Raw genomic sequence first — 22,338 nt, forward strand, 5'->3', positions numbered from 1 at the left:
GTCTCCTGACCCTTTGTAGTAGCGCCGCGGCCCCCGCCTCCCCCACACCGGGCTTGCGACGGACGGGGCCGTGCGGGCCGGGGCGGAGTGTTTCACGTGAAACACTCCGCCCGGCCGGACCCATGTGGAGCCGCCGCTGAGGTGGAGTGCGCCGCCGAGTCTGGAAAGATGGCCACGACGGCAACGTCGCCCCCAGGTCAGGGCCCGCAATAAGCACACTCCCCGCACATCCAAGGAGCGGACAGATGCCCATCGCAACCCCCGAGGTCTACAACGAGATGCTCGACCGGGCGAAGGCAGGCAAGTTCGCCTACCCGGCGATCAACGTGACCTCGACCCAGACCCTGCACGCTGCGCTGCGCGGCTTCGCGGAGGCCGAGAGCGACGGCATCATCCAGATTTCCACGGGTGGCGCGGAGTTCCTGGGCGGCCAGTACAACAAGGACATGGTCACCGGCGCCGCCGCCCTGGCCGAGTTCGCGCACATCGTGGCCGCGAAGTACGACATCACCGTCGCGCTGCACACGGACCACTGCCCCAAGGACAAGCTGGACGGCTACGTCCGCCCGCTGCTGGAGATCTCCGCCGAGCGCGTGGCCCGCGGCCTGAACCCGCTCTTCCAGTCGCACATGTGGGACGGCTCCGCCGAGACCCTGGCCGACAACCTGGCCATCGGCCAGGAGCTGCTGGCCAAGGCCGCGGCCGCGAAGATCATCCTCGAGGTCGAGATCACCCCGACCGGCGGCGAGGAGGACGGCGTCAGCCACGAGATCAACGACGAGCTGTACACCACCGTCGAGGACGCGCTGCGCACCGCCGAGGCCCTGGGCCTGGGCGAGAAGGGCCGCTACCTGCTGGCCGCCTCCTTCGGCAACGTCCACGGCGTCTACAAGCCGGGCAACGTCGTCCTGCGCCCCGAGCTCCTCAAGGACCTCCAGGCCGGCGTCGGCGAGAAGTACGGCAAGTCCTCGCCGTTCGACTTCGTCTTCCACGGCGGGTCGGGCTCCACGGCCGAGGAGATCGCCACCGCGCTGGAGAACGGCGTCGTGAAGATGAACCTCGACACCGACACCCAGTACGCCTTCACCCGCCCGGTCGTGGACCACATGTTCCGCAACTACGACGCGGTCCTGAAGGTCGACGGCGAGGTCGGCACCAAGTCGAAGTACGACCCCCGCACGTGGGGCAAGGCCGCCGAGGCCGGCATGGCCGCGCGCGTCACCGAGGCCTGTGCGAACCTGCGTTCCACCGGCACCAAGCTCAAGTAGTCGCCAGGAGCTCCGAGAAGGGCCCGGTCCCGCCGTCCACGGACGGCGAGGCCGGGCCCTTCGCGCGTCCCGCGATACCCCAGACTGGGGTCATGTCCATTCACCAGAACCTGCTCGGGGGCCCCGCCCCCACCCACCTCCCCGACGAGCCGGGCCGCGAGGCCATCGCGGCCGGCACCCCCGCCGTCGAGGTGGCGGCCGCGCACCCGACGTCCTCCCTGGCCTGGGCCGTCCTCGCCGACGAGGCCTTCGCTGCCGGCCGCACGGTCGAGTCGTACGCGTACGCCCGCACGGGCTACCACCGCGGCCTCGACGCGCTGCGCCGCGCGGGCTGGAAGGGCCACGGCCCGGTGCCGTGGGAGCACGAGCCGAACCGCGGCTTCCTGCGCGCCCTGAACGCCCTGGCCCGCGCGGCCGGCGCGATCGAGGAGAAGGAGGAGCACGAGCGCTGCTCGACCTTCCTGCGCGACTCCTCGGAGACGGCGGCGGACGTCCTCGGCGCCTGACGCCCTCCGCGGCCGGGCGGGGGCCCGCTCACGCCCCGCCCGGCTCCGGCCGGCCCCGGCCGCGCCCACGGCTCAGCCGCCCCCTCCGACCCGCCCGTCCCGCCCGGCCCAGCCGGGGTCGCCGGACGTGACGTACGCCACTCACTATTGAAGCCCTGCGGCACGACGGTCTTATGATGCGGACAGGGGACCGGAGCTCCACTCACCTCACGGAAGGAGCGGACCGCTACCCGGAAGCACGTATCGAGGAGACAGCGATGTCGCACGCCCTTGATGCCTCCGGAGACGGCGGTTCGGACACCCCGAACCTCGACTTCGCCGGCACGACCCCCTACGAGGACTACGTCCAGGCGGACGTCCTCACCCACCTCCAGCACCTGCGCTCGGACGACCCGGGCGAGATGGTCTTCCTGGTCACCACCCAGGTCATGGAGCTGTGGTTCACGGTCATCGTCCACGAGTGGGAGACCGCCGCGCAGGCGCTCCGCGAGGACGACATCCCCGTCGCGATGGACGCGCTGAAACGATCCCTCCGCGAGCTGGAGGCCCTCAACGCCTCCTGGCGCCCCCTCGCCCAGCTGACCCCGGGCCAGTTCAACGCGTACCGCTCCGCCCTCGGCGAGGGCTCCGGCTTCCAGTCGGCGATGTACCGCCGGATGGAGTTCCTGCTCGGCGAGAAGTCCGCCTCCATGCTGGTCCCGCACCGCGGCGCGCCGCGCGTCCACGCGGAGCTGGAGAAGGCCCTCCACGAGCCCAGCCTCTACGACGAGGTCCTGCGCCTCCTCGCCCGTCGCGGCCTGCCGGTCCCGGCGTCCGTCCTCGACCGCGATCCGTCCCGGCGCTACGAGTCCTCGCCGGAGGTGGAGGCCGTCTGGACCTCCCTGTACGCGACCCCGGACGCCCACCTGGACCTCCACCGCCTCGGCGAGGTCCTGACGGACGTCGCGGAGCTCGTCTGGCGCTGGCGCAACGACCACCTGGTCGCCACCCGCCGCGCGATGGGCGCCAAGACGGGCACGGGCGGCTCGGCGGGTGTGACCTGGCTGGAGAAGCGCGCGACGAAGAACGTCTTCCCGGAGCTCTGGACGGCGCGCAGCCATGTCTGAGCCGATCGCGCAGGTGAACCCCGACGCGGGCCCGGTCCCCGTCCCGGAACCGGCCTCGACGCCGGACACGGCCCCGCTCGCGCGGCGTGCGGCTCAGCTCGACGCCGACGACGTCCTCGGCAAGCTCCGGGAGCGCTTCACCCTCCCCGACGGCGTCGTCTACCTCGACGGCAACAGCCTGGGCGCGCTCCCGGCCGGAGTCGCGGCCCGGCTCGCGGAGGTCGTCACGGAGCAGTGGGGCGCCCGCCTCATCCGCTCCTGGACCGAGGGCGAAGCCAACTGGTGGAACGCCCCCGAGCGCATAGGCGACCGGATAGCCCCCCTGGTCGGCGCGGCCTCCGGCCAGGTGGTCGTCGGCGACTCCACCAGCGTCAACCTCTTCAAGGCCCTGGTCGGCGCCGCCCGCCTCGCGGCGCCCGGCCGCGGCGAGATGCTCGTGGACGCCGCCACCTTCCCCACCGACGGCTACATCGCCGAGTCGGCGGCCCGCATGACGGGCCTGCGGGTGGTTCCCGTGGACCCGGCGCGCGCGGCGGAGGCGATGACGGCCGACACCGCCGTCGTGCTCCTCAACCACGCCGACTACCGCACCGGCCGGCTGCACGACCTCCCCGCCCTGACCGCCGCCGCCCACGCGGCGGGCGCGGTCATCGTCTGGGACCTGTGCCACACGGCCGGCGCCCTGCCCGTCGACCTCGACGCGCACGGTGTCGACCTCGCGGTCGGATGCTCGTACAAGTACCTCAACGGCGGCCCCGGCGCCCCCGCGTACCTGTACATCGCCGCCCGCCACCAGGCCGCCTTCGACTCCCCGCTGCCGGGCTGGAACGGCCACGCGGAGCCCTTCGCGATGACCCCGTCCTACGAGGCCGCGCCCGGCGTGGTCCGCGGCCGGGTCGGGACGCCCGACATCCTGTCCATGCTCGCCCTGGAGGCCGCGCTCGACGCCTGGGACGGCGTCGCGGTCGAGGACGTCCGCGCCAAGTCCCTCGCACTGACCGACTTCTTCCTCGAGTGCGTGGCGGCGTACGTCCCCGAAGGCATGGTCGAGGTGGTCACCCCGGCCGGGCACGGGCAGCGCGCCAGCCAGGTCTCGCTGCGGACGCGCGACGCGGCCGGGGTCATGCGCGAGCTCATCTCCCGGGGGGTGATCGGGGACTTCCGGGCCCCCGACATCCTGCGCTTCGGCTTCACGCCGCTGTACGTCGGTTTCGCCGACGCGGAGCGCGCGGCCCGCACACTGGGTCACATTTTCGGGTGACCCGGTAGCACCGGGTAGCGAAACGTCACATCACCGCGCGGGCGGGGCTACGGCCCCGCCCGCGCCTGTGGGGACGCCGCCCGCCACGGAAGGGCCCGTTCCAGCCTGATACGGTCCCGCTCTGCCGGGTACACCGGAACATCAGTCCCCCCTGTCCCATGCGTTACCGGAGGTTGAGCCGATGACGGACCCCGCAGTCGAACGGGACGCCGCCGAGGCCGCCTCGGCCTTCTCTCATCCGCCGGTCGCCCCCGACACGACGGCGGCCTACGGTGAACACCCCGACCAGATCGTCGATTTCTACGCCCCCCGCGGTGGGGGCGCGCGGGATCCCGGGCGCCGCGCCCCGCTGGTGGTCGTCCTGCACGGCGGCGCCTGGCGTGCCCCGTACGACCGCCGGCACATCACCCCCTTCGTCGACTTCCTCGCCCGCCGGGGTTTCGCCGTCGCCAACGTCGAGTACCGGCGCGGTAGTTCCCTGCCCCACCAGGACTCCGAGGGCCCCGTCGCCGGCCGCTGGCCCGAGACCTTCGACGACGTGGCCGCGGCGATGGACGCCCTGCCCGCGCTGGCCGCCGCCTCCCTGCCGCAAGCCGACCCCCGGCGCATCGTCCTGACCGGCCACTCCGCGGGCGGCCACCTCGCGCTGTGGGCAGCGGCCCGGCACGTGCTCCCGTGCGACGCGCCCGCCGGCTGGAGGCTGCCGTCCCCGCCGCTGCTGCGGGGCGTGGTCGCACTGGCCCCGATCGCGGACTTCACGGTGGCGCAGGAGCTCGGGGTGTGCGGGGGCGCTTCGGCGCAACTGCTCGGCGGCGAGGTCCCCTTCGGTGAACGGCGCCCGTACGCCGACCCGGCCGCGCTGCTCCCGACGGGCATCGCGACGGCGGTGGTCCAGGGGCGGAGCGACATCGTGGTCCCCGAGGCGGTGTCCGAGGCGTACGTGGCGGCGGCCGCGCAGGCCGGGGAGATGGTGGGTCTGACCCTGCTGGACGGGGTCGGTCACTTCCCGCTGATCGACCCGGCGGCGGACGCGTGCGCGGTGGTGTCGGAGGAGATCGCGCAGCTCGCCTGGTAGGGCGCGGCGGTGCGGGTGCGGTGCGCGGACGAAGCGGTCCGCCGCCCCGCTGAACCGGCCAGGTTGGGACGTATCCGCGCCAACTCCCCCGCACCCGGGGATACCCGGGTGATCACGCCCCGGCGGGTCTGTACGCTGAGCGGGATTTCATCCTGAGCATGTTCAAAAAATGGGGGGCCGGTGCGCAATCGCCGTCTCGTAATGTCCGCTGCCGCCATCGTCGCGGCCGGAGCAGTACTCATACCGGTGACGGCCCACGCGGCCGACCCGGTCAAGCCGGGCGTCCAGGGGGTGGATACGCCCGGCGTCGAACTCGACGAGGCCTCGGCCGGTTTCCAGACCTTCTCCAGCCCTGCCGACCGTACGGTCCGCAAGGCGCTCTCCGCGGGCAAGGGCGCCGCGGTGGCGTCGCAGGCCGAGGAGGGCAACCCGGAGCTCGGCATCGTGATGGAAGCCAAGGCCGTGTCCGCGCACGGCTTCGAGCTCAAGACCACGGTCAACAGCGCGAACACCCAGCTCAACGTCGTCATCGACTGGGGCGACGGGAACGTCGACCAGGCCGACCCGTACGGCGCCGCCGTGCTCACGCACAGGCATTCCTACGCGAAGCTCGGCGAGTACGACATCAAGATCACGGTGACCGACCCGGCGAACGACGTCTCGGTCTCCAACGTGCTCCCGCTGCAGACCGCGGGTTCGGACTTCACCCCGTACGGGCCCACCCGCCTCCTGGACACCCGTAACGGCACGGGCGCCGCGAAGGCGGCCAAGGTCGCCCCGTACACCACGTCCCGCGTGAAGATCGCCGGGAACGGCAAGATCCCGGACGGGGTCACCGCCGTGGTCCTGAACGTCACCGTCACCAACGCCACCAGCGCGGGCCACGTGACGGCCTTCGCCTCGGGCCGCGAGCGGCCGACGACCTCGAACGTCAACTTCGAGGCGGGCCAGACCGTGCCGAACCTGGTGATCGTGCCGGTCGGCAAGGACGGCTACGTCGAGCTGTACAACGGCGGCTGGGAGTCGGTCGACCTGATCGCGGACGTCACCGGCTACTTCGGCCGCAAGGCGGCCGGCGGCTACACGCCGCGGACGCCGGCCCGCATCGTCGACACCCGCGTCGGCGACGGCGTCAAGCGGGGCCAGGTGCCCGGGCAGGGGTCGTTCAAGATCCAGATGCCCGCCGGGCTGCACACGGCCCTCGCGCTCAACGTGACCGTCACCAACCCGCGGCAGGACGGCCACCTGACCGCCTACCCGAGCGACCAGCCGGTGCCCACGACGTCGAACGTGAACTTCTCCGCCGGGCAGACCGTCGCCAACTCCGTGATCGTGCCGGTCGCGGCCGACGGGTCGGTCACCATCCGCAACGGCAGCTGGCAGCCCACCGACGTCGTCGTCGACCTCGTCGGCTACTACGGCACCGACGGCTCGGGCTCCTTCGTGCCGCTGGAGAAGCCGGTGCGCAGGCTCGACACCCGCGCCTGGACGAAGGGTGCGACGCCTGCCCGCGGCTACACCTACATCACGTTCTCCCCGGACCCGGAGGAGGACGGCGTCACGGGCTACGTGCTGAACACCACGGTCACCAACACCCGCGGCGACGGCTTCCTGTCCGTCGCACCGGACCCGAACACGCTGGAGCAGTACCAGAACAAGACGAACGGCTGGCCCGAGCGTCCGGAGTCCTCCGCGCTGAACTGGACGGCGGGCAAGACCGTCCCGAACCTGGTCCAGGCGAGCTCCGGGTACAACGGGATCGTCGACTTCTGGAACCAGGGCTGGCAGCCCGCCGACCTGATCGTCGACATCTTCGGCTACTACGAGACCAACTAGCAGGGTTCCGGCCCCCTCTGTGTACGCTGAGCATGCTTTCGAACATGTTCAAGTGTTCAGTCGAGCAAGGGGGCCGGTGCGCAATCGCCGACTCGTGTTTTCAGCCGCTCTCATCGCGGCGGGTGTGGTCTTCGTTCCGGGCCCGGCCCAGGCCGATCCCGGCAGGGCCGACGGCGGCCGCTCCGCCGCCGAGGGCGCGGCGGCGGCGCGGGCCGGGGCGTCGGGCAACCCGGACCTGCAGGTCGGCCTCGGCTACACGACCAACAGCGCGCACGAGATCACTCTCGGGACGGACGTCGTCAGCGCAGACGCGCCGCTCACGGTCACCATCGCGTGGGGCGACGGGACCGAGACGGCAACGGAGGGCGGCAGCCGGTCGACCTGATCGCGGACGTCACCGGCCACTTCTCCCGCACCACGTCCAGCGGCTACGGCTCGCTCTCCCCGACCCGCTTCGTCGACACCCGCACCGGCCTCGGCACGCGTGCCGCTGGGCGCCGACGGAAAGATCAGCGTCCGCAACGGCAGCTGGATGGGCGCCGGCTTCCTCTCGGTCGCCCCGGACCCCAACGCGTGGGAGGACTACGACAACGGCACCGCGGTGCAGCCGGAGCGGCCCGTCTCCTCCGCGCTGAACTGGACGGCGGGCAAGACCGTCCGCAACCTGGTCCAGACGAGCGCCGGCAAGAACGGTGTCGTCGACTTCTGGAACCAGAGCTTCAGCGACATCGACCTCCTCGTCGACTACTTCGGGTACTACGAGTCCAAGTAGCCGTACGACGATCGCGCCGGGCCGGAGGCCCATCACCGCTGGCCGGCGCGGGAGTTCGCGAGACATTGGCTTATGTACGCTGACCAGGATCAAGCATGATCGACCGTTGGACGAAAATGTCCGCCTGGTGGCAGCGGGTGTAGGGCTCATACCGGGGATCGCACAGGCGGCGGGACCCGTCGCTCCGGCGGCGCCCGCCGCGCAGGGTGCGACCCTGGCACAGGGGGCGACCGGCGCCGGGCCGGACGCGGTACGGAAGTTCCAGGGCAAGACCTTCAGCAGCCCGGCGGACCGTACGGTCGTGACGCCGCAGTCCGGGGCCGGGACCGGGGGGACCGCAGGGGCGCAGGGCGCCCGGGACAGCGCGCCCACGGTCGACCTGCGGGCCACGGGCAACACCGCGCACTCGATCGATCTGCGGACCATCATCCCCAACATCGACGACGGCGCCGTCGATGTCGTCGTCTCCTGGGGCGACGGGGCCACGGACAAGTTCACCGTCACCTTCGACGGCCTCGGCTCCGACCTGAGGTACACGAAGCACAAGTACGCCGCGGTCGGCTCGTACGACGTCAAGGTCACGGTGAAGAACACCGTGACCGGCGCCGAAGCCGTGAACGGGCTCAAGTTCGCCACCGAGGGCAACGAGTTCACCTCGCACGCGCCCACCCGGCTGCTGGACACCCGCGTGGGCCTCGGCGCCGCGCAGGCCAAGGTCGCAGGGCGGAGCTCGGTGGCGCTGAAGGTCGCGGGCGTCGCCAAGGTCCCCGCCGCGGTCCGCGCGGTGGTCCTCAACGTCACCGTCACCAACACCACGGCGGCGGGCCACATCTCGGTCGGCCAGGACAAGGCCCTGACCGAGGGCGCCGAGACCTCCAACGTGAACTACGTCGCGGGCCAGAGCGTCCCGAACCTGGTGATCGCGCCGGTCGGCGAGGACGGGTACGTGCACCTGTACAACGCGGGCTGGCAGTCGGTCGACCTGCTCGCGGACGTCACCGGCTCCTTCACGCCGGCGCCCGCCGCCGGCTACGGCGCGGTGACCCCGACCCGCGCCGTCGACACCCGCGAGGGCGTCGGTACGACGAAGGGCCAGGTCGCCGGCTACGGCACCTTCGGCGTCGAGATCGCCGGGCGCGGGGGCGTCCCGGCGGGTGCCACCGCCGTGGCGCTCAACCTGACCGCCACCAACCCGGGGGCGGACGGCCACCTGACCGCCTACCCCAGCGGGCAGGCGGCTCCGACCACGTCGAACGTGAACTTCAGCGCCGGTCAGACCGTCGCCAACTCGGTGATCGTGCCGATCGGCCCCGACGGGAAGATCACCGTTCGCAACGGCAGCTGGAAGCCGGCCGACGTGCTGGTCGACGTCGTCGGCTACTACACCCCCGACAGCCGGTCCGCCTTCGTGTCCGCCTGGGCGCCCCTGCGGCTGCTGGACACGCGCGAGGACCTCAGCTGGGGCCTCAGGAAGGCCGGACCGGTGCCGGCCCGTACGGTCGAAGTCATGCCGCTCGAGGGCGATACGACGACCCCCGACGTCGACGGCTGGGCGCTGAACACCACGGTCACCAACACCACCGGGACGGGCTTCCTCTCGGTCGCACCCGACCCGAACTTCCGGTACCAGTACCGGGAGGGCACCGCGGTCACGCCGCAGCGGCCCGTCACCTCGGCCCTGAACTGGACGGCGGGCGCGACCGTCCCGAACCTGGTCCAGACGCCCGGGGGCAAGGGGGGCATCGTCGACTTCTGGAACCAGGGCTGGGCGAACATCGACCTGCTCGTCGACCTGACCGGCTACTACCAGACGAACTGATCCACCGGCGGGTACGCGGAAGGGGCGGTGCGCCGTACGGCGCACCGCCCCTTCGTGTTCGCGTCGTGTTCGCGTCGTGCCCGGTCCTGCCGGTCGTGCCTAGAGGAACGAGTTGATCTCGATGGTCTCGGTGCGGCCGGGGCCGACGCCGATCGCGGAGATCGGGGCGCCCGACATCTCCTCGAGGGCCTTCACGTACGACTGGGCGTTCTTCGGGAGGTCCGCGAAGGTCTTGGCCTTGGTGATGTCCTCGGACCAGCCCGGCAGGGTCTCGTAGATCGGCTTCGCGTGGTGGAAGTCCGACTGCGAGTAGGGGAGTTCCTCGACGCGCTTGCCGTCGATCTCGTACGCCACGCAGACGGGGATCTCCTCCCAGCCGGTGAGCACGTCCAGCTTGGTGAGGAAGAAGTCCGTCAGACCGTTGACGCGGGTCGCGTAGCGCGCGATCGGGGCGTCGAACCAGCCGCAGCGGCGGTCGCGGCCGGTCGTCACGCCGCGCTCGCCGCCGATGCGGCGCAGCGCCTCGCCGTCCGCGTCGAACAGCTCGGTCGGGAACGGGCCGGCGCCTACGCGGGTCGTGTACGCCTTCAGGATGCCGATGACGCGGCTGATCTTCGTCGGTCCGACGCCCGCACCGGTGCAGGCACCGCCGGCCGTCGGGTTGGACGAGGTGACGAAGGGGTACGTGCCGTGGTCGACGTCGAGCAGCGTGCCCTGGCCGCCCTCGAAGAGCACGACCTTGTCCTCGTCGAGCGCATTGTTGATGATGAGGGTGGTGTCGGCGACGTACGGCTTGATCTGCTCCGCGTACTGAAGCATCTCTTCGACGATCTGCGCCGGGTCGATGGCGCGGCGGTTGTACAGCTTCGCGAGGAGCTGGTTCTTGCCCTCCAGCGCCGCTTCGACCTTCTGGGTGAGGATCGACTCGTCGTAGAGGTCCTGGACGCGGATGCCGATGCGGTTGATCTTGTCCGCGTAGGTGGGTCCGATGCCGCGGCCCGTCGTACCGATCTTGCGCTTGCCGAGGAAGCGCTCGCCGACCTTGTCGAGGGTGACGTTGTACGGCGTGATCAGGTGCGCGTTGCCGCTGAGCAGCAACTTGGAGGTGTCGATGCCGCGCTCGTTGAGGCCGCGCAGCTCGGAGAGCAGGACGGCGGGGTCGACCACGACACCGTTGCCGATGACCGGGGTGCATCCGGGGGAGAGGATGCCGGAGGGGAGAAGGTGCAGCGCGTACTTCTGGTCGCCCACGACGACCGTGTGGCCGGCGTTGTTGCCGCCCTGATAACGCACTACATAGTCAACGGATCCACCGAGCAGGTCGGTGGCCTTTCCCTTGCCCTCGTCACCCCACTGAGCTCCGAGCAGCACAAGAGCGGGCACAGGCGTACACCTCTTCCGGATGGGGCATGTCCAAGGTCAGGGGGCGTACGACGATGTACACCGCAGGCTGAGCCGTCGGACCGGTGCCCCGGAATAGACGAAGGCCCTGGCGCAATAGCGCAAGGGCCTCTTGCACAAAGATGCTACCCGAGGAAGGACCGAGGTGTCGGCTCCAGAGCCCACCATGAGCCATGCGGGCGCGCCGGTAGGCGGCCTGCTCGTGCTCGTCGACCCGGTCGCCCGCCGTCTTGACGGCGAGTCGGTGCGAATCGCGAAAGATGTTCTGTCAGCGGGAGCCGCGGCGAAAATCTGCCTCCCGGACTCGCAGGAGGAGTTTGCGCGGGCTCTAGCCCGCCGGGGTCATCGCCGACCGGTGATCGTGGGAGACGACCGCGCGCTCGTACGGGCCGTCGGGCTGCTGTACCGGGAGCGGGCCCTGTCCGACGGGGCCATATCGCTGATTCCCGTGGGGCTCGCGGGGTCACTGGGGCTGGCACGGCGACTGGGCGTGCCGCTGTCGGCCGTGTCGGCCGCCCGGGCGGTCCTGGACGGGGCCGTCGGGACGCGGGACCTGCTGGTCGACGACAGCGACGGAGTGGTGCTGGACGGGGTCGCCATCCCGCCCGTACGGCCCGTGCCGCGGCCGGCCGGGCCGTCGGTGTGGAGCGCGTACCGCTCGCTCGTGCGTACGTTCGTCCGCCCGCCGGTGGCGGCGTCCGGGGCCTCGGGCGGCGGTCACCGGCTCCGTGTGGAGGCCGACGGGGTGGTCCTGGCGGACGTGGACCGGCTGGTGGAGGACGTCTGCGTGTCGGCCCGGGAGGGTGACGGGCTGGCGGACGTGCTGGTGAGGCTGGGCTCGGGCGAGGCTCTGGACGGGGGGTCCGTGGTGCGTGTGCGGGCGTCCGCCGTGACCGTGTCCGGGGCGGACTTCCGCTACCGGGCCGACGCCGCCGTCACCGGGCCGGTCCGCAGGCGCACCTGGACCTTGTGCCCGGCGGCGTGGGGCCTGACACTGCCGCTCCAGAGGTGACGCCGCGGGGGTGACGCCGTAAGGGTGACGCCGCCGGGGTGGCGCCGTAAGGATGACGCACGGGAGGGCTCGATGGGACGACTGAACGAGGTCGTGCCGGACGGGGATGGGCCGGATGGGGGCCTGCCGGGTGGGGGCGTGCCGGGTCGAGATGGGCCGGATGGGGGCCTGCCGGGTGGGGGCGTGCCGGGTCGAGATGGGCCGGATGGGGGCCTGCCGGGTGGGGGCCTGCCGGGTGGGGGCGTGCCGGGTCGGGGCGTGCCGGATCGGGGCGCGCCGGATGGGCGCCTGCCTGGTCGGGATGGGCCGGGTGGGGGCCTGCCGGATGGGGGCGTGCCGGATGGGGTCGCGCCGGATGGGGGCCTGCCTGGTGGGGGCGTGCCGGGTCGGGGCGGGCCGGGTCGGGGTGGGCGCACGTTCGGCGCGGAAGCAGGCCCGCCGGGTTCCGGCCCACCCGGTGAGATGGCCGTCAGGGACGCGCTCAGAGACTGGCGGCAGGACGCCACGCTGGTCTGCGTCCTGCCCCTGCTGTGCTGGCCCGCCCTGATCGGGGCACTGGTCACCCGACCAGCCCCGCTCCGGGCGGTGCTGCTGGGGCTGCTGTGCCTTCCCGTGATCTTCGGGCTCCGAGAGCTCTACGCCGCCCGGCGCGCGCGCCGGATCCTGCGGGAGCCGGGGTCGCGCTGGACCCCGTACGTGGCGCGGTCGCTGCGCCGGAGCGGGCTGCCGCCGCTGCTCGTCCTCGACGGCGGACGCCACGTGCTGACCTTGGGACCGCTGGGCCGCAGGGTGCTGCCACCGCGGGCCTGGCCGCGCGGCGGCCCGGCCCTGCCGCCCCCTCCGGCGCCGGCGGACGCCCCCGACCCGCCGGTGGAGCGCCTCGTATGGCTCGCCGGGGACCCGGGCCCGGGAGCCGTCGTGTGGGACCCGGCCCCGATGGCCCGGCAGCTGGGCCTGACGCGCCGAATGTGGCGCAGGGGCGCGGTCGGTCCGGGGCGGCCGACGCCCTGAGGCGGCGGACGTGCCGGGTGGCGGATGTGCCGGTGCGGCGGACGTGCCCGGGTGCCGACGTAGCCCGACGTGCCGGGGTGGCCGGCGTGCCGGTGTGGCGGACGCGCCGGGGCGGCCCGACGCGCCGGGGTGGCCCGACAGTCTCGCGGGGCGCCGCACGGATGGTCTGACGGGTGGTCAGGTGGGTTTCCGTGCGGGCGGCGTCGAGCGGGGCGACGCGGTGCGCGTGCAGCCGCGGCCTGCCGACCTGAAGCCCCGGAATTCCCCCGTCCGAAAAGTTGTCCACAGCTGTGGACAACTTTTCGGATCCGCTAAGCCGGGGTCACCAGACGGGTCTCGTACGCGAACACCGCTGCCTGCGTGCGGTCCCGCAGGCCCAGCTTCACCAGGACCCGGCTGACGTGCGTCTTGATGGTGGACTCGGCGATGATCAGACGGTCCGCTATCTCCGCGTTGGACAGCCCCTGAGCGATCAACACCAGCACCTCCGTCTCCCGATCCGTCAGCTCCGCGACCGCCGCCGAGCTCGGATGCGGCCGGAACTCCGACAGTTTCGAGAACTCGGTGATCAGCCGCTTGGTCACCGAGGGGGCGAGCAATGCCTCCCCGGCGGCCACCACCCTTACTCCGTCGGCCAGTTGGCGGGCGGAGGCGTCCTTGAGGAGGAAGCCGGAGGCCCCGGCCCGCAGCGCCTGGTACACGTACTCGTCGAGGTCGAAGGTCGTCAGGACCAGCACTTTCGCGTTCGTGTCGGCGGCCACGATCTCCCGCGTCGCCTCCAGGCCGTTCATCTCCGGCATCCGGATGTCCATCAGCACCACGTCCGGCCTCAGCGCCGCCACCTGCGCTATGGCCTCCCGCCCGTTAACCGCCTCCCCGGCCACCTCGATGCCGTCCATCGCGTTCAGCAGGACGGAGAAACCCTCCCGGACCATCATCTGGTCGTCGACGATGAGCACCCTGATCGTCATGCCGGGTCCTTCGCAGGCTCCGGGTGACCGGTCGCCACCGGTATGAACACCGCCACCTCGTACCCTCCGCCGGCCGTCTCGCCGGCTGTCATCTCTCCCTCCAGCATGGCGACCCGCTCACGCATCCCCGTGATCCCCTGCCCGGCTCCCGGCGAGGGCCGGGCGTCCCCGGTCGCGGCCTCATTGACGATCCGTATGCCCAGACCGCCCAGTACGTAGGAGACCTCGACACCCGTCGCCGCGCCCGGCGCGTGCCGCAAGGTGTTGCTCAGGGCCTCCTGGATGATCCGGTAGGCCGACAGCTCCACACCCGGAGGCAGCTCGCGCACGGCGCCCGTCACCGTCTTCTCCACGCTCAGTCCGGCCTCCCGCACATTGGCCAGCAGCCCGTCCAGCGAGGCCAGCGTCGGCTGCGGGGCGTCCGGCGCCTCGTAGTCCGCGGAGCGGACCACGCCCAGCACCCGGCGCAGCTCGGTCAGGGCCGCCACCGCGTTCTCCCGGATGGTGACGAACGCCGCCTCCAGCTCCGGCGGCGGATTCTTCACCCGGTAGGGCGCTGCCTCCGCCTGGATGGCCACCACCGACATGTGGTGGGCGACCACGTCGTGCAGCTCCCGCGCGATCGTGGTCCGCTCCTCCAGCAGCGTCCGCCGGTCCCGCTCGACGGCCGTGACCTCCTGCTGCGCGGTCACCTCCTGCTCCGCCTGCTTGCGGATGTTGCGGACGCTGACCGTCAGCAGGGCGATCGCCGAGATGAAGGTCATCGGGCCGAGGGTGATGGCGTTGCCGTGGCCCAGCACGACGGACATCCCGACGCCGATCGCCACTGTGGTCAACCACATCCAACCGGCGGTCCGGGGCCTGGTCCGCATCGCCACCACGGTCACCGTCACGAGGTACATGACGAACGAGCTCGGTGACCAGGGCCAGTTGGGATCCGAGCTGTTGACGACCGAGAAGACCAAGGTGACCGCCACAGCGGCCCAGAACGCCCCCACCGGCCGCACCAGGGTCATCGCGATCGGGGCGGCCGCTATCAGCCCCATCACCAGGCCGCCGGCCGGAGACAGTCCGCTGGTGACCGAGGTGAAGGTCACCACGAGGAACGCCGTCAGACACACGGCCGCATGCGGCAGGTATACGGCCTCCCGCCGTATCCGCCGGGGGAGGCGCCGGGTCAGCGGCCCGTCCGTGCGCATCAGGGGCAGCGGACGGTAGGCGAAGGCATCGGTGATCAGATCCTGGCGCAGGCTCTGGATGAAGCCCGAAGCCAGCCGCAACTCGGGTGTCCGGGGGGTGGCCCCGGGGGTCGTCTTGCTCATGGTCCCCACGGTAGGTCGGCCGCGACCTCGTCCGCGTCGCCGCTGAAGGGGATTTCCCGGGGTCCCCCTCAAGTACTACCCGGGCCGGCTCAGTAGCCCGCCGGGCGGATCAGACCCGTCTCGTAGGCGAAGACCGCGGCCTGCGTGCGGTCCCGGAGGCCCAACTTCACCAGGATCCGCCCCACGTGCGTCTTGACCGTCTGCTCGGCCAGGACCAGGTGCTCGGCGATCTCCGCATTCGACATGCCCTGGGCGACCAGCGACAGCACCTCGGTCTCCCGCTCGGTCAGCTCGTCGATCCGCGCCCTCGAAGGCGCCCGGGGAGCCCCCAGCCGGGAGAACTCCGTGATCAGGCGCTTGGTGATGTTCGGCGCGAGGAGGGCCTCCCCGGCGGCGATCACCCGGACGGCCTCCGCCAGCTGATCGGCCGAAGCGTCCTTGAGGAGGAAGCCCGAGGCGCCGGCGCGCAGCGCCTCATAGACGTACTCGTCGAGGTCGAAGGTGGTCAGCACCAGCACCTTCACCGTGGAGCCCGGGGCGGCGGTGATGAGGGAGGTGGCCTCGATGCCGCCCATGCCTGGCATGCGGATGTCCATCAGGACCACGTCGGGCACCAGCTCGGCGACCTTCGCCACGGCCTCGGTGCCGTCGACTGCCTGGCCGACCACCTCGATGTCAGGCTGGGCGTCGAGGAGCACGGTGAAGCCCTGCCGGACCATCATCTGGTCGTCGGCGATCATCACCTTGATCGGCGCGGTCATGAGTCCTCCTTCTTCATCCCGGGGGCGGGGGAGAAGCCTCCGCCCGGTGGCCCGGGGTCCACGGGGAGCACGGCGCTCACCTCGTACCCCCCGCTGGGGCGGTGACCGGCGGCCAGCTCGCCCCCCAGCATGCCCGCTCGCTCCCGCATCCCCAGCAGCCCGTGCCCCGCTCCGGGCGACGGCGGGACGGGCCGCGTGGGCGCGGAGTTGGCGACGCACACGTGCAGCTCGCGCGGCCCGTAGGCGAGGCCGACCTCCACACGGGAGCCGGGCGCGTAGCGGAGGCAGTTGCTCAGCGCCTCCTGCACGATCCGGTAGGCGGTCAGCTCCACGCCCGGGGACAGCGGTCGGCGCACGCCCGCGATCTCGGTGGTGACGTCCAGTCCGGCGGCCCGCACGTTGTCCACGAGGCCGCCCAACTCGGCCAGCGTGGGCTGCGGCTGATGGGAATCGGAGGAGTCGTCCGCATGCTCGGAGCGCAGGACGCCCAGCACGCGGCGCAACTCCGTCAGCGCCTCCACCGCGTTCGCCCGGATGCCGGCCAGGTTCTCCTTGAGCTCCTCCGAAGGGTTCTCCACGAGGTACGGGGCCACCTGCGCCTGGATGGAGATGACCGACATGTGGTGGGCCACGACGTCGTGCAGCTCGCGGGCGATCCGGCTGCGCTCCTCCAGCAGGGTGCGCCGGGCACGCTCCTCCTCCGTGAGGGTCTCCTGCTCGACCAGCTTGGTGCGGGCCAGGCGCGTCGAGCGCAGGGCGTAGCCGAGGAGGCCGGTGAACGCGAAGAGCAGGGTTGTTCCGGGGGTGCTGCTCCCGCTGTGCTCGGGTTTGAGGAGGGCCTCGGCCAGTCCGGTGCAGGCGACGGCGACGGCGACCGCGCCCACGGTCACCCGGGGCGGTACCCGCAGGGACACCAGCAACAGCACGGGGGCGAAGGCGAATATCCCGGCGGGCAGCCAGGGCCAGCTCTGGCCCTGACCGACGTGGCCGTGGATCGCCCAGGCGATCAGCGCCGCCGCGGTCAGGCCGAGCCAGTACCCGGCCAGCGGCCGCCGTACCGCGACCGCGATGGACACGCCGACCAGGAGGGACAGCAGCAGCTCGGACGCGCCGGTCACCTTGTAGTGGTCGGCGACCTGGTCCAGCGTGACGGAGACGAAGAACACCGCCAGATAGCCGAGCGCCACATGGGGGAGCCAGGCCAGCCAGCGCGGCCGCGACATCTTCGGAAGCGGATCGGACTTCAGGTCGAGCAGGTCGCGGGCCACGCTCCGCACCACGGCCGCAGTCCTGGCACGCCTGCTGCCGGAACCCGCGCCCGGGCCCACGCCGGACGCCGACGCGGACGCAGACGCGGACGCCGAAGCGGCCACGGACCCGGACACGGCCGGGGCCGTGGCGGTCGGTCGTGCCGGGGCCGAGATCGGGGGCTCGCTCTGCTCGTTCACGCCGCCAAGCCTAGGCACGGAGCGCCTCCTTGTTCGGGGCCTCCGGTCCGCCGACCACGCCGGGCAGGTTGTTCCTCTCGGCCTGGACGGACGAGGCGACGATCCGCGAGGCGGTCGCCGGCGCCCGTGACGCTCCGCGCGGGGCACGGCGCTTGGGGCGCCGGCCGCCTTGCTCGTAGGTGCGGAACGCGGCCCAGCAGACGGTCAGGGCGGCCGCGAACACCGGCAGCCAGAGCAGCCGTACGACTATCCACCCGACGGAGTCGGGCACGGTGTGGAGTCCGGGCAGGTCCGTGGAGACCAGCAGCCCCAGGGCGGTGACGGCCATCATGGCGGTCTGGTGCCACAGGAAGACGGTCATGGCGGAGAGGTTCACCAGGGCCACCTTCGCCCAGGCGCGCGGCCGGCTCATCGCCCGGGCCAGCGGTTCCCGCAGCAGGAGCGCGAGCCCGCACTGCGCCAGGCCGAACGCGACGGCGGCCAGCGTCGGCGGGTTCAAGTTCGATACCGCGGCTCCGGGGACGCCGACCATGGACGCCGGATACCCGCCCCAGAGGATCAGCGCGGCCGTTGCGGTGATCCCGCCACCCAGCAGCAGCAGGGCCGCCCGGCCGCGCCGGGAGAACGCGCCCCGCGACCAGGCCGCGCCCAGGGTGTAGGGGACCAGCCAGCCGGCTGCCACATTGACCCAGCCGATCCATTGCGGCCCGCCGAGGGCGAAACGCGAGACGTCGACGACGGCCACCACGGCCACCGGCCACAGAGGGCTGAGCCGGGACACGAGCGGGGTCACGGCGGTGAGCGCGGCGAAGACGAGGAGGAACCACAGCGGGGAGAGGACGAGCTTCAGCAGCGTGTGGACGGTGGACGTCCCGACCCCGCCGACCAGCATTCCGCCGGCGGTGACGGTCCAGAGGACGAGGACCGCGGCGACCGGCCGGAACAGCCTGCCCAGTCGCTGCCCGACCCACTGGCCGTAGGAGACTCCGCGTCCGCGCGCCGACTGGTACCCCTGCGCGGCGACATGGCCGCCGACGAGGAAGAACACGGCCAGGGTCTGGAACACCCAGGACACCGGGGCCAGTCCGCTCATGTGGGCCAGCGGGCTGGTGGTCCGCAGGTCTCCGTCGACGCTGGTGAGGGCGGTGACCAGCCAGTGGCCCAGCACCACACCGAGGATGGCGAAGGCCCGTAGCGCGTCCACGGACCGGTCCCGGTGGGCGGGGGTGGCGGCGGCGATGCGGTCCGCGAGAACGGACCAGCGGGCGTGCGGCTCAAGCGACGGCACGGGAGGCCTCCGGAGCGGTGACAGCCGACGGGACGACGTGCGCCACGAGGGACGGCGCGAGGGCGGTGACGCCGGCGGGCCGGGCCGCCGGAGAGGTGCCGAGCACGATCCCCGCCAGACTGTTCAGGGACTCGGTGCCCGGCTTGAGGTAGTCGCTGTGCCCGCCGGAGCCGGCCGCGAAGAGGCGGGCTCCGAAGGCCGGGTCCACCGGATCGGTGCCGAAGCCCATCCCGGCGACGCGGACGTGCGGGACGTGGCCGATCCAGTCGCCGGTGCCCCGGCCGGCCCACACCCGGGCACCGGTCGGCAGGTCCGAGGCGGTACCGGCCCCCGTACCCGGGCTGCCGAACAGCGCGACCTCGGTGACCTTGGGGCCCGTAGGGGTGCGGGCGCAGACGACGGATCCGTAGGAGTGACAGAGCAGCGAGAGCCGGGCGTCGGGAACCGTCGCCCGCTCCAAGCGGGTGAGGAACGGCTCCAGTTCGGCGGCGGCCGCGTCCGCCCGGCCGGTGGTCAGCACCGTCGCACTGACCGTGCCGGGGGTGTCGTACCCGAGCCAGGCGACCACGGCGGAGCGCGGATGCTCGGCCTGGAGGCGCTGCTGCAGGGAGACCGCCCCGGCACGGAACCTCTGGTAGGTGTCCAGCGTCGTGTCCGAACCGGGTACCAGCACGCTGACCCGGTCCGCGCTCTCAAGATCGCCGAACACCTCTATCGCACGGCCCCTGCCGCGCCCGTCGAAGACGAGGAACCGGGCGTCCCCGGCCGCCTCCATGGCCCGGAGCTTCGCGGCCCGGCCGGTGCGGCCCGCGTCCTGGGCCATCCCTGCGGCCTCGGTGAGGTTCGCGAGGTTGGCGGCATACCGGGAGGGGAGGTTGGCGCCGTCGGTGAGGACCGCCGGTGCGGGGGCGGGCACTTGGGGGGAGGCGGCGGCGGAGACGGGGACCACGACGGCCGCGGAGACGAGCCCGGCCAGCAGCGTGCGGCGCAGACGGCCGCGGTGGCGGCCGTCGGGACGTGCGGTGGGGCGGCGGCTCATGGGTCGGTTCCTTCGCTCGTGCCAGAGGGGCGGTGCTGCGTTCTTCTCTGATCACGAAGTTAGGAACCGGAGGCCATGGTCGGCGTCCCACTGGAGAGCCGTTGTGCCAAGTAGCTCTCAGGTATGACAGGGGCTACTCAGGGGGGTCGTAAGCCGGTTCAGGGCAAGGCGAGCGGATCGGCGAGCGGATCGGCCAGCGGGTCGGCGAGCGGGTCGAGGAGGGGTTCGACGTAGCCCGAGCGCCAGCGCGGGGCCGGGTCCTGGCCGGGGCTGGTCCAGTATTCCCGCGCTCCCACGACCTCCCCGTCCCGCACGGTCCACAGGGAGACGGCGCGGTAGACGACGTGGTCCTCAGGTATCTCCACCTCGGTGACGACGAGGTCGCCGTCCGCGAGGATCCGCAGGACTTCGACGGATCTCTCGTCCGCGTGGTCGTCGTCGCTGATGACGGAGATGAAGTTGGCGCGCCCGACGATCCTTTCACTGCTGACGGGCCATTCGATCACCGCGTCCTCGGCGATCAGCGGGGCCAGCCCGTCCCAGTCGCGTGCCTCGATCCGCTCCCACACTCGTGCCACTACCTTCAACGGCTCCATGTGCCGCAGTGTGCGGTGGGGCTGTCGGAAGCAACAAGCTCTGCTCGCAGGCTTATTGACATCGAAATAATTACCGTCGACGGTACGTGAGCGGGGCGCTCGCACTGTTTTCGAGCTCCCGGACCAGGCTGCCGTCGGGAAGCAGCCGCAGCGTGCTGCGACCGCCCGGCGAACAGGTCGGCGGGACGCCGGAAGTGACGGCGGAGGGATCGAGCCCCACCGTTCCGGGGGCGGCGGAGCGCAGCGGCGCGCTCCAGGCGCAGGCCAGGCCGGGAGCCTGGACGGTCAGGGACATGACGGGGGCGCCGGCCGCGCCGGGAGTGAGGGTGAGCACCCAGGTCTGGCCGCTGGAAGTGGCGCGCCAAGAGCCGACGTAGGCCTCGGGAAGCGTCGCGGGAGTGACGGGAGTGGTGGAAGCGGCGGCCGTGGCCTCCGTGGTGGGCGGGGCGCTCGCGGTGGACGTCCGCCGGTCTTCGCCGTCGCCGCTCATGACGGTGTACACCGTGCCGCCCGCCGCGACGGCGACGACCGCCGAGACGGCGAGGAGCAAGGCCGTGGAAGCGGACCGGGCGCGGGGGTGCGTGCGGGACCGCGTCGCGGGCTCCGACGCTTCCGCTTCCCCGGCGTGCAGGGTAGGGGCCGAGGCCGCCTGCGGGACGGGAGCGGACGCCGGAGCCGGACCCGGAGCCGGAGCGGGAGCCCGGTCCGCGGGGCGGTCCGGGCCGGCCTGCTCGCGGTCCAGCAGGGCCAGGGCGTGTTGGTCGAGCCGCGCGATGAGCGGCTCGGGCAGCCACGGACCCTGCTCGCTCCCGTCCTTCGCGGCGACCCTCGCGAGCACCTCGTCGGGGGTCGGCCGCGCGGCCGGATCCTTGCTCAGGCAGTCGCGTACGACGTCACGCAGTTCGGGCGGCACGCCCGCCAGGTCGGGTTCCGCTTCGGTGACCCGCATCAGGAGCGCGGCGATGCCTCCGGACTGCTCCGGGTCCCCGAACGGCAGTCGGCCGGTGGCGGCGTAGGCGAGCACCGCGCCGAGACCGAAGACGTCGCAGGCCGGGGTCACGGGCGTGCCGTGGACCTGCTCGGGGGCGAGGAACCCGGGGGAGCCCAGGAGTTCGCCCGTCTGCGTGAGCGCGGGGTCGCCGGTGGCCTCCAGGGTCCGGGCGATGCCGAAGTCGATGACGCGGGGGCCGTCGACGGTGAGCAGGATGTTGCCCGGCTTCAGGTCCCGGTGGACGAGGCCGGCGCGGTGGATGTCCCGGAGGGCGTACGAGAGCCCCTCGGCCAGGACCCGCAGGGACTCGACGGGCAGCGGGCCGAAGTCGCGGCCGACGGCTTGGCGCAGGCTCGGCCCGGCGATGTAGGCGGTGGCCAGCCAGGGGATCTCCGCGTCGGGATCGGCGTCCAGGACGGGCGCGGTCCAGGCTCCGCCGACGAGACGGGCGGCGGCGGCCTCGCGGCGGAAACGGGCGCGGAAGCCGGGGTGGGCGGCGAGGTGGGGGTGGATCAGCTTCACGGCGGCGGTGTGGGCGGCGGTGCCGGTGCCTGTGCCTGTGCCGATGACGGTGTCGCGGTCGGGGTCGGCGGCGGGGCCGAGGTCGGTGCCGCGGTCGGTGGCGGTGCTGTCGTGGTCGGACCGGCCGAGGAAGACCTGGCCCATGCCACCCGTGCCGAGGCGTGCGAGCAGACGGTACGGACCGATGTGCTGCGGGTCCCGCGGATGCAGTTGTTCCATGACAGGTTGGTCCTCCCCCTGGGACTCGCCGGAGCACGACAATAGTGCGGACGTGCGCGGCACCGGGTCTGGGGGTGCGCTTGCCTGCGGCGACGCGACCGGGCCGCGGTCCGT

Annotated in this window: 20 protein-coding genes; 11 read left to right on the forward strand and 9 right to left on the reverse strand. The window is 72.4% G+C overall.

Annotation, left to right across the window (positions count from 1 at the left end):
- The first annotated feature begins 245 nt into the window (after window positions 1-245).
- The 9 genes from fbaA (at window position 246) to ACFWBY_RS25770 (ending at window position 9,643) form a co-directional block, all read left to right on the forward strand.
- Window positions 246-1,268, forward strand: coding sequence for a class II fructose-bisphosphate aldolase (fbaA, locus tag ACFWBY_RS25730; protein ID WP_254382380.1), 1,023 nt, complete (start codon window positions 246-248; stop codon window positions 1,266-1,268).
- Window positions 1,269-1,360: 92 nt separating this feature from the next.
- Window positions 1,361-1,774 (forward strand): DUF3151 domain-containing protein, encoded by a 414-nt coding sequence (locus tag ACFWBY_RS25735; protein WP_385343440.1) that lies wholly within the window; start codon window positions 1,361-1,363, stop codon window positions 1,772-1,774.
- Window positions 1,775-2,031: 257 nt separating this feature from the next.
- Window positions 2,032-2,880 carry a tryptophan 2,3-dioxygenase family protein gene (locus tag ACFWBY_RS25740; protein ID WP_385343437.1) on the forward strand — a complete coding sequence of 283 codons (849 nt, stop codon included), beginning with the start codon at window positions 2,032-2,034 and terminating at the stop codon, window positions 2,878-2,880.
- On the forward strand, window positions 2,873-4,141 hold the full coding sequence (gene kynU / locus ACFWBY_RS25745) for a kynureninase (protein WP_385343434.1): 1,269 nt from the start codon (window positions 2,873-2,875) through the stop codon (window positions 4,139-4,141). The genes ACFWBY_RS25740 and kynU overlap by 8 nt, the downstream gene beginning before the upstream one ends.
- Window positions 4,142-4,322: 181 nt before the next feature.
- Window positions 4,323-5,216: an alpha/beta hydrolase gene (locus tag ACFWBY_RS25750; RefSeq protein ID WP_385343431.1), complete on the forward strand. Its 894-nt coding sequence runs from the start codon at window positions 4,323-4,325 to the stop codon at window positions 5,214-5,216.
- Window positions 5,217-5,417: 201 nt separating this feature from the next.
- Complete coding sequence (locus ACFWBY_RS25755) at window positions 5,418-7,052, forward strand: hypothetical protein (protein WP_385343429.1); 1,635 nt, start codon at window positions 5,418-5,420, stop codon at window positions 7,050-7,052.
- Window positions 7,053-7,146: 94 nt separating this feature from the next.
- Window positions 7,147-7,437, forward strand: a complete 291-nt coding sequence (locus tag ACFWBY_RS25760; RefSeq protein ID WP_385343425.1) for a hypothetical protein — start codon at window positions 7,147-7,149, stop codon at window positions 7,435-7,437.
- Window positions 7,438-7,536: 99 nt separating this feature from the next.
- The gene (locus ACFWBY_RS25765) at window positions 7,537-7,824 is read left to right on the forward strand and encodes a hypothetical protein (protein ID WP_385343422.1); all 288 of its coding nucleotides are present in this window, start codon (window positions 7,537-7,539) and stop codon (window positions 7,822-7,824) included.
- A gap of 106 nt (window positions 7,825-7,930) precedes the next feature.
- Entirely contained in the window at window positions 7,931-9,643 is a 1,713-nt protein-coding gene (locus ACFWBY_RS25770) for a hypothetical protein (protein ID WP_385343419.1), read from the forward strand.
- A gap of 99 nt (window positions 9,644-9,742) precedes the next feature.
- Here ACFWBY_RS25770 and ACFWBY_RS25775 read toward each other — a convergent pair whose 3' ends face one another.
- On the reverse strand, window positions 9,743-11,026 hold the full coding sequence (locus ACFWBY_RS25775) for an adenylosuccinate synthase (RefSeq protein ID WP_385343417.1): 1,284 nt from the start codon (window positions 11,024-11,026) through the stop codon (window positions 9,743-9,745).
- A 184-nt stretch (window positions 11,027-11,210) separates the two neighbouring features.
- On the opposite strand from ACFWBY_RS25775, the gene ACFWBY_RS25780 reads away from it, so the two are divergent.
- Together ACFWBY_RS25780 and ACFWBY_RS25785 are read left to right on the forward strand one after the other, a co-directional pair.
- Window positions 11,211-12,056 carry a diacylglycerol kinase gene (locus ACFWBY_RS25780; RefSeq protein ID WP_385343443.1) on the forward strand — a complete coding sequence of 282 codons (846 nt, stop codon included), beginning with the start codon at window positions 11,211-11,213 and terminating at the stop codon, window positions 12,054-12,056.
- A gap of 462 nt (window positions 12,057-12,518) precedes the next feature.
- A complete protein-coding gene (locus ACFWBY_RS25785; RefSeq protein ID WP_385343416.1) occupies window positions 12,519-13,067 on the forward strand; it encodes a hypothetical protein in 549 nt (182 codons plus the stop codon).
- 311 nt (window positions 13,068-13,378) lie between these two features.
- On the opposite strand, the gene ACFWBY_RS25790 is transcribed toward ACFWBY_RS25785, so the two are convergent.
- The 8 genes from ACFWBY_RS25790 to ACFWBY_RS25825 all read right to left on the reverse strand — a co-directional run bounded on the left by ACFWBY_RS25790 (window position 13,379) and on the right by ACFWBY_RS25825 (window position 22,224).
- Window positions 13,379-14,038, reverse strand: a complete 660-nt coding sequence (locus tag ACFWBY_RS25790; RefSeq protein WP_385343413.1) for a response regulator — start codon at window positions 14,036-14,038, stop codon at window positions 13,379-13,381.
- Entirely contained in the window at window positions 14,035-15,360 is a 1,326-nt protein-coding gene (locus ACFWBY_RS25795) for a sensor histidine kinase (protein ID WP_385343411.1), read from the reverse strand. The genes ACFWBY_RS25790 and ACFWBY_RS25795 overlap by 4 nt, the downstream gene beginning before the upstream one ends.
- 89 nt (window positions 15,361-15,449) lie before the next feature.
- Window positions 15,450-16,121 carry a response regulator gene (locus ACFWBY_RS25800; protein WP_385343408.1) on the reverse strand — a complete coding sequence of 224 codons (672 nt, stop codon included), beginning with the start codon at window positions 16,119-16,121 and terminating at the stop codon, window positions 15,450-15,452.
- A complete protein-coding gene (locus ACFWBY_RS25805; RefSeq protein ID WP_385343406.1) occupies window positions 16,118-17,569 on the reverse strand; it encodes a sensor histidine kinase in 1,452 nt (483 codons plus the stop codon). Before ACFWBY_RS25805 ends, ACFWBY_RS25800 begins: the two co-directional genes overlap by 4 nt.
- 10 nt (window positions 17,570-17,579) lie before the next feature.
- On the reverse strand, window positions 17,580-18,857 hold the full coding sequence (locus ACFWBY_RS25810) for an acyltransferase (protein ID WP_385343403.1): 1,278 nt from the start codon (window positions 18,855-18,857) through the stop codon (window positions 17,580-17,582).
- Window positions 18,844-19,896 carry an alpha/beta hydrolase gene (locus ACFWBY_RS25815; RefSeq protein WP_385343400.1) on the reverse strand — a complete coding sequence of 351 codons (1,053 nt, stop codon included), beginning with the start codon at window positions 19,894-19,896 and terminating at the stop codon, window positions 18,844-18,846. Before ACFWBY_RS25815 ends, ACFWBY_RS25810 begins: the two co-directional genes overlap by 14 nt.
- 158 nt (window positions 19,897-20,054) lie before the next feature.
- Window positions 20,055-20,492 (reverse strand): nuclear transport factor 2 family protein, encoded by a 438-nt coding sequence (locus tag ACFWBY_RS25820; protein ID WP_385343397.1) that lies wholly within the window; start codon window positions 20,490-20,492, stop codon window positions 20,055-20,057.
- Window positions 20,493-20,562: 70 nt separating this feature from the next.
- Entirely contained in the window at window positions 20,563-22,224 is a 1,662-nt protein-coding gene (locus ACFWBY_RS25825) for a serine/threonine-protein kinase (protein ID WP_385343394.1), read from the reverse strand.
- Window positions 22,225-22,338 lie beyond the last annotated feature (114 nt).

This window comes from Streptomyces sp. NPDC060049 (genome assembly GCF_042736715.1).
Taxonomy (GTDB): domain Bacteria; phylum Actinomycetota; class Actinomycetes; order Streptomycetales; family Streptomycetaceae; genus Streptomyces.

Bases quoted from the DNA above. Each gene is read 5' to 3' on its own strand.
- fbaA (WP_254382380.1), top strand. From the start codon at position 246: ATGCCCATCGCAACCCCCGAGGTCTACAACGAGATGCTCGACCGGGCG.
- ACFWBY_RS25735 (WP_385343440.1), top strand. From the start codon at position 1,361: ATGTCCATTCACCAGAACCTGCTCGGGGGCCCCGCCCCCACCCACCTC.
- ACFWBY_RS25740 (WP_385343437.1), top strand. From the start codon at position 2,032: ATGTCGCACGCCCTTGATGCCTCCGGAGACGGCGGTTCGGACACCCCG.
- kynU (WP_385343434.1), top strand. From the start codon at position 2,873: ATGTCTGAGCCGATCGCGCAGGTGAACCCCGACGCGGGCCCGGTCCCC.
- ACFWBY_RS25750 (WP_385343431.1), top strand. From the start codon at position 4,323: ATGACGGACCCCGCAGTCGAACGGGACGCCGCCGAGGCCGCCTCGGCC.
- ACFWBY_RS25755 (WP_385343429.1), top strand. From the start codon at position 5,418: ATGTCCGCTGCCGCCATCGTCGCGGCCGGAGCAGTACTCATACCGGTG.
- ACFWBY_RS25780 (WP_385343443.1), top strand. From the start codon at position 11,211: ATGAGCCATGCGGGCGCGCCGGTAGGCGGCCTGCTCGTGCTCGTCGAC.
- ACFWBY_RS25785 (WP_385343416.1), top strand. From the start codon at position 12,519: ATGGCCGTCAGGGACGCGCTCAGAGACTGGCGGCAGGACGCCACGCTG.
- ACFWBY_RS25790 (WP_385343413.1), bottom strand. From the start codon at position 14,038: ATGACGATCAGGGTGCTCATCGTCGACGACCAGATGATGGTCCGGGAG.
- ACFWBY_RS25795 (WP_385343411.1), bottom strand. From the start codon at position 15,360: ATGAGCAAGACGACCCCCGGGGCCACCCCCCGGACACCCGAGTTGCGG.
- ACFWBY_RS25800 (WP_385343408.1), bottom strand. From the start codon at position 16,121: ATGACCGCGCCGATCAAGGTGATGATCGCCGACGACCAGATGATGGTC.
- ACFWBY_RS25815 (WP_385343400.1), bottom strand. From the start codon at position 19,896: ATGAGCCGCCGCCCCACCGCACGTCCCGACGGCCGCCACCGCGGCCGT.
- ACFWBY_RS25820 (WP_385343397.1), bottom strand. From the start codon at position 20,492: ATGGAGCCGTTGAAGGTAGTGGCACGAGTGTGGGAGCGGATCGAGGCA.
- ACFWBY_RS25825 (WP_385343394.1), bottom strand. From the start codon at position 22,224: ATGGAACAACTGCATCCGCGGGACCCGCAGCACATCGGTCCGTACCGT.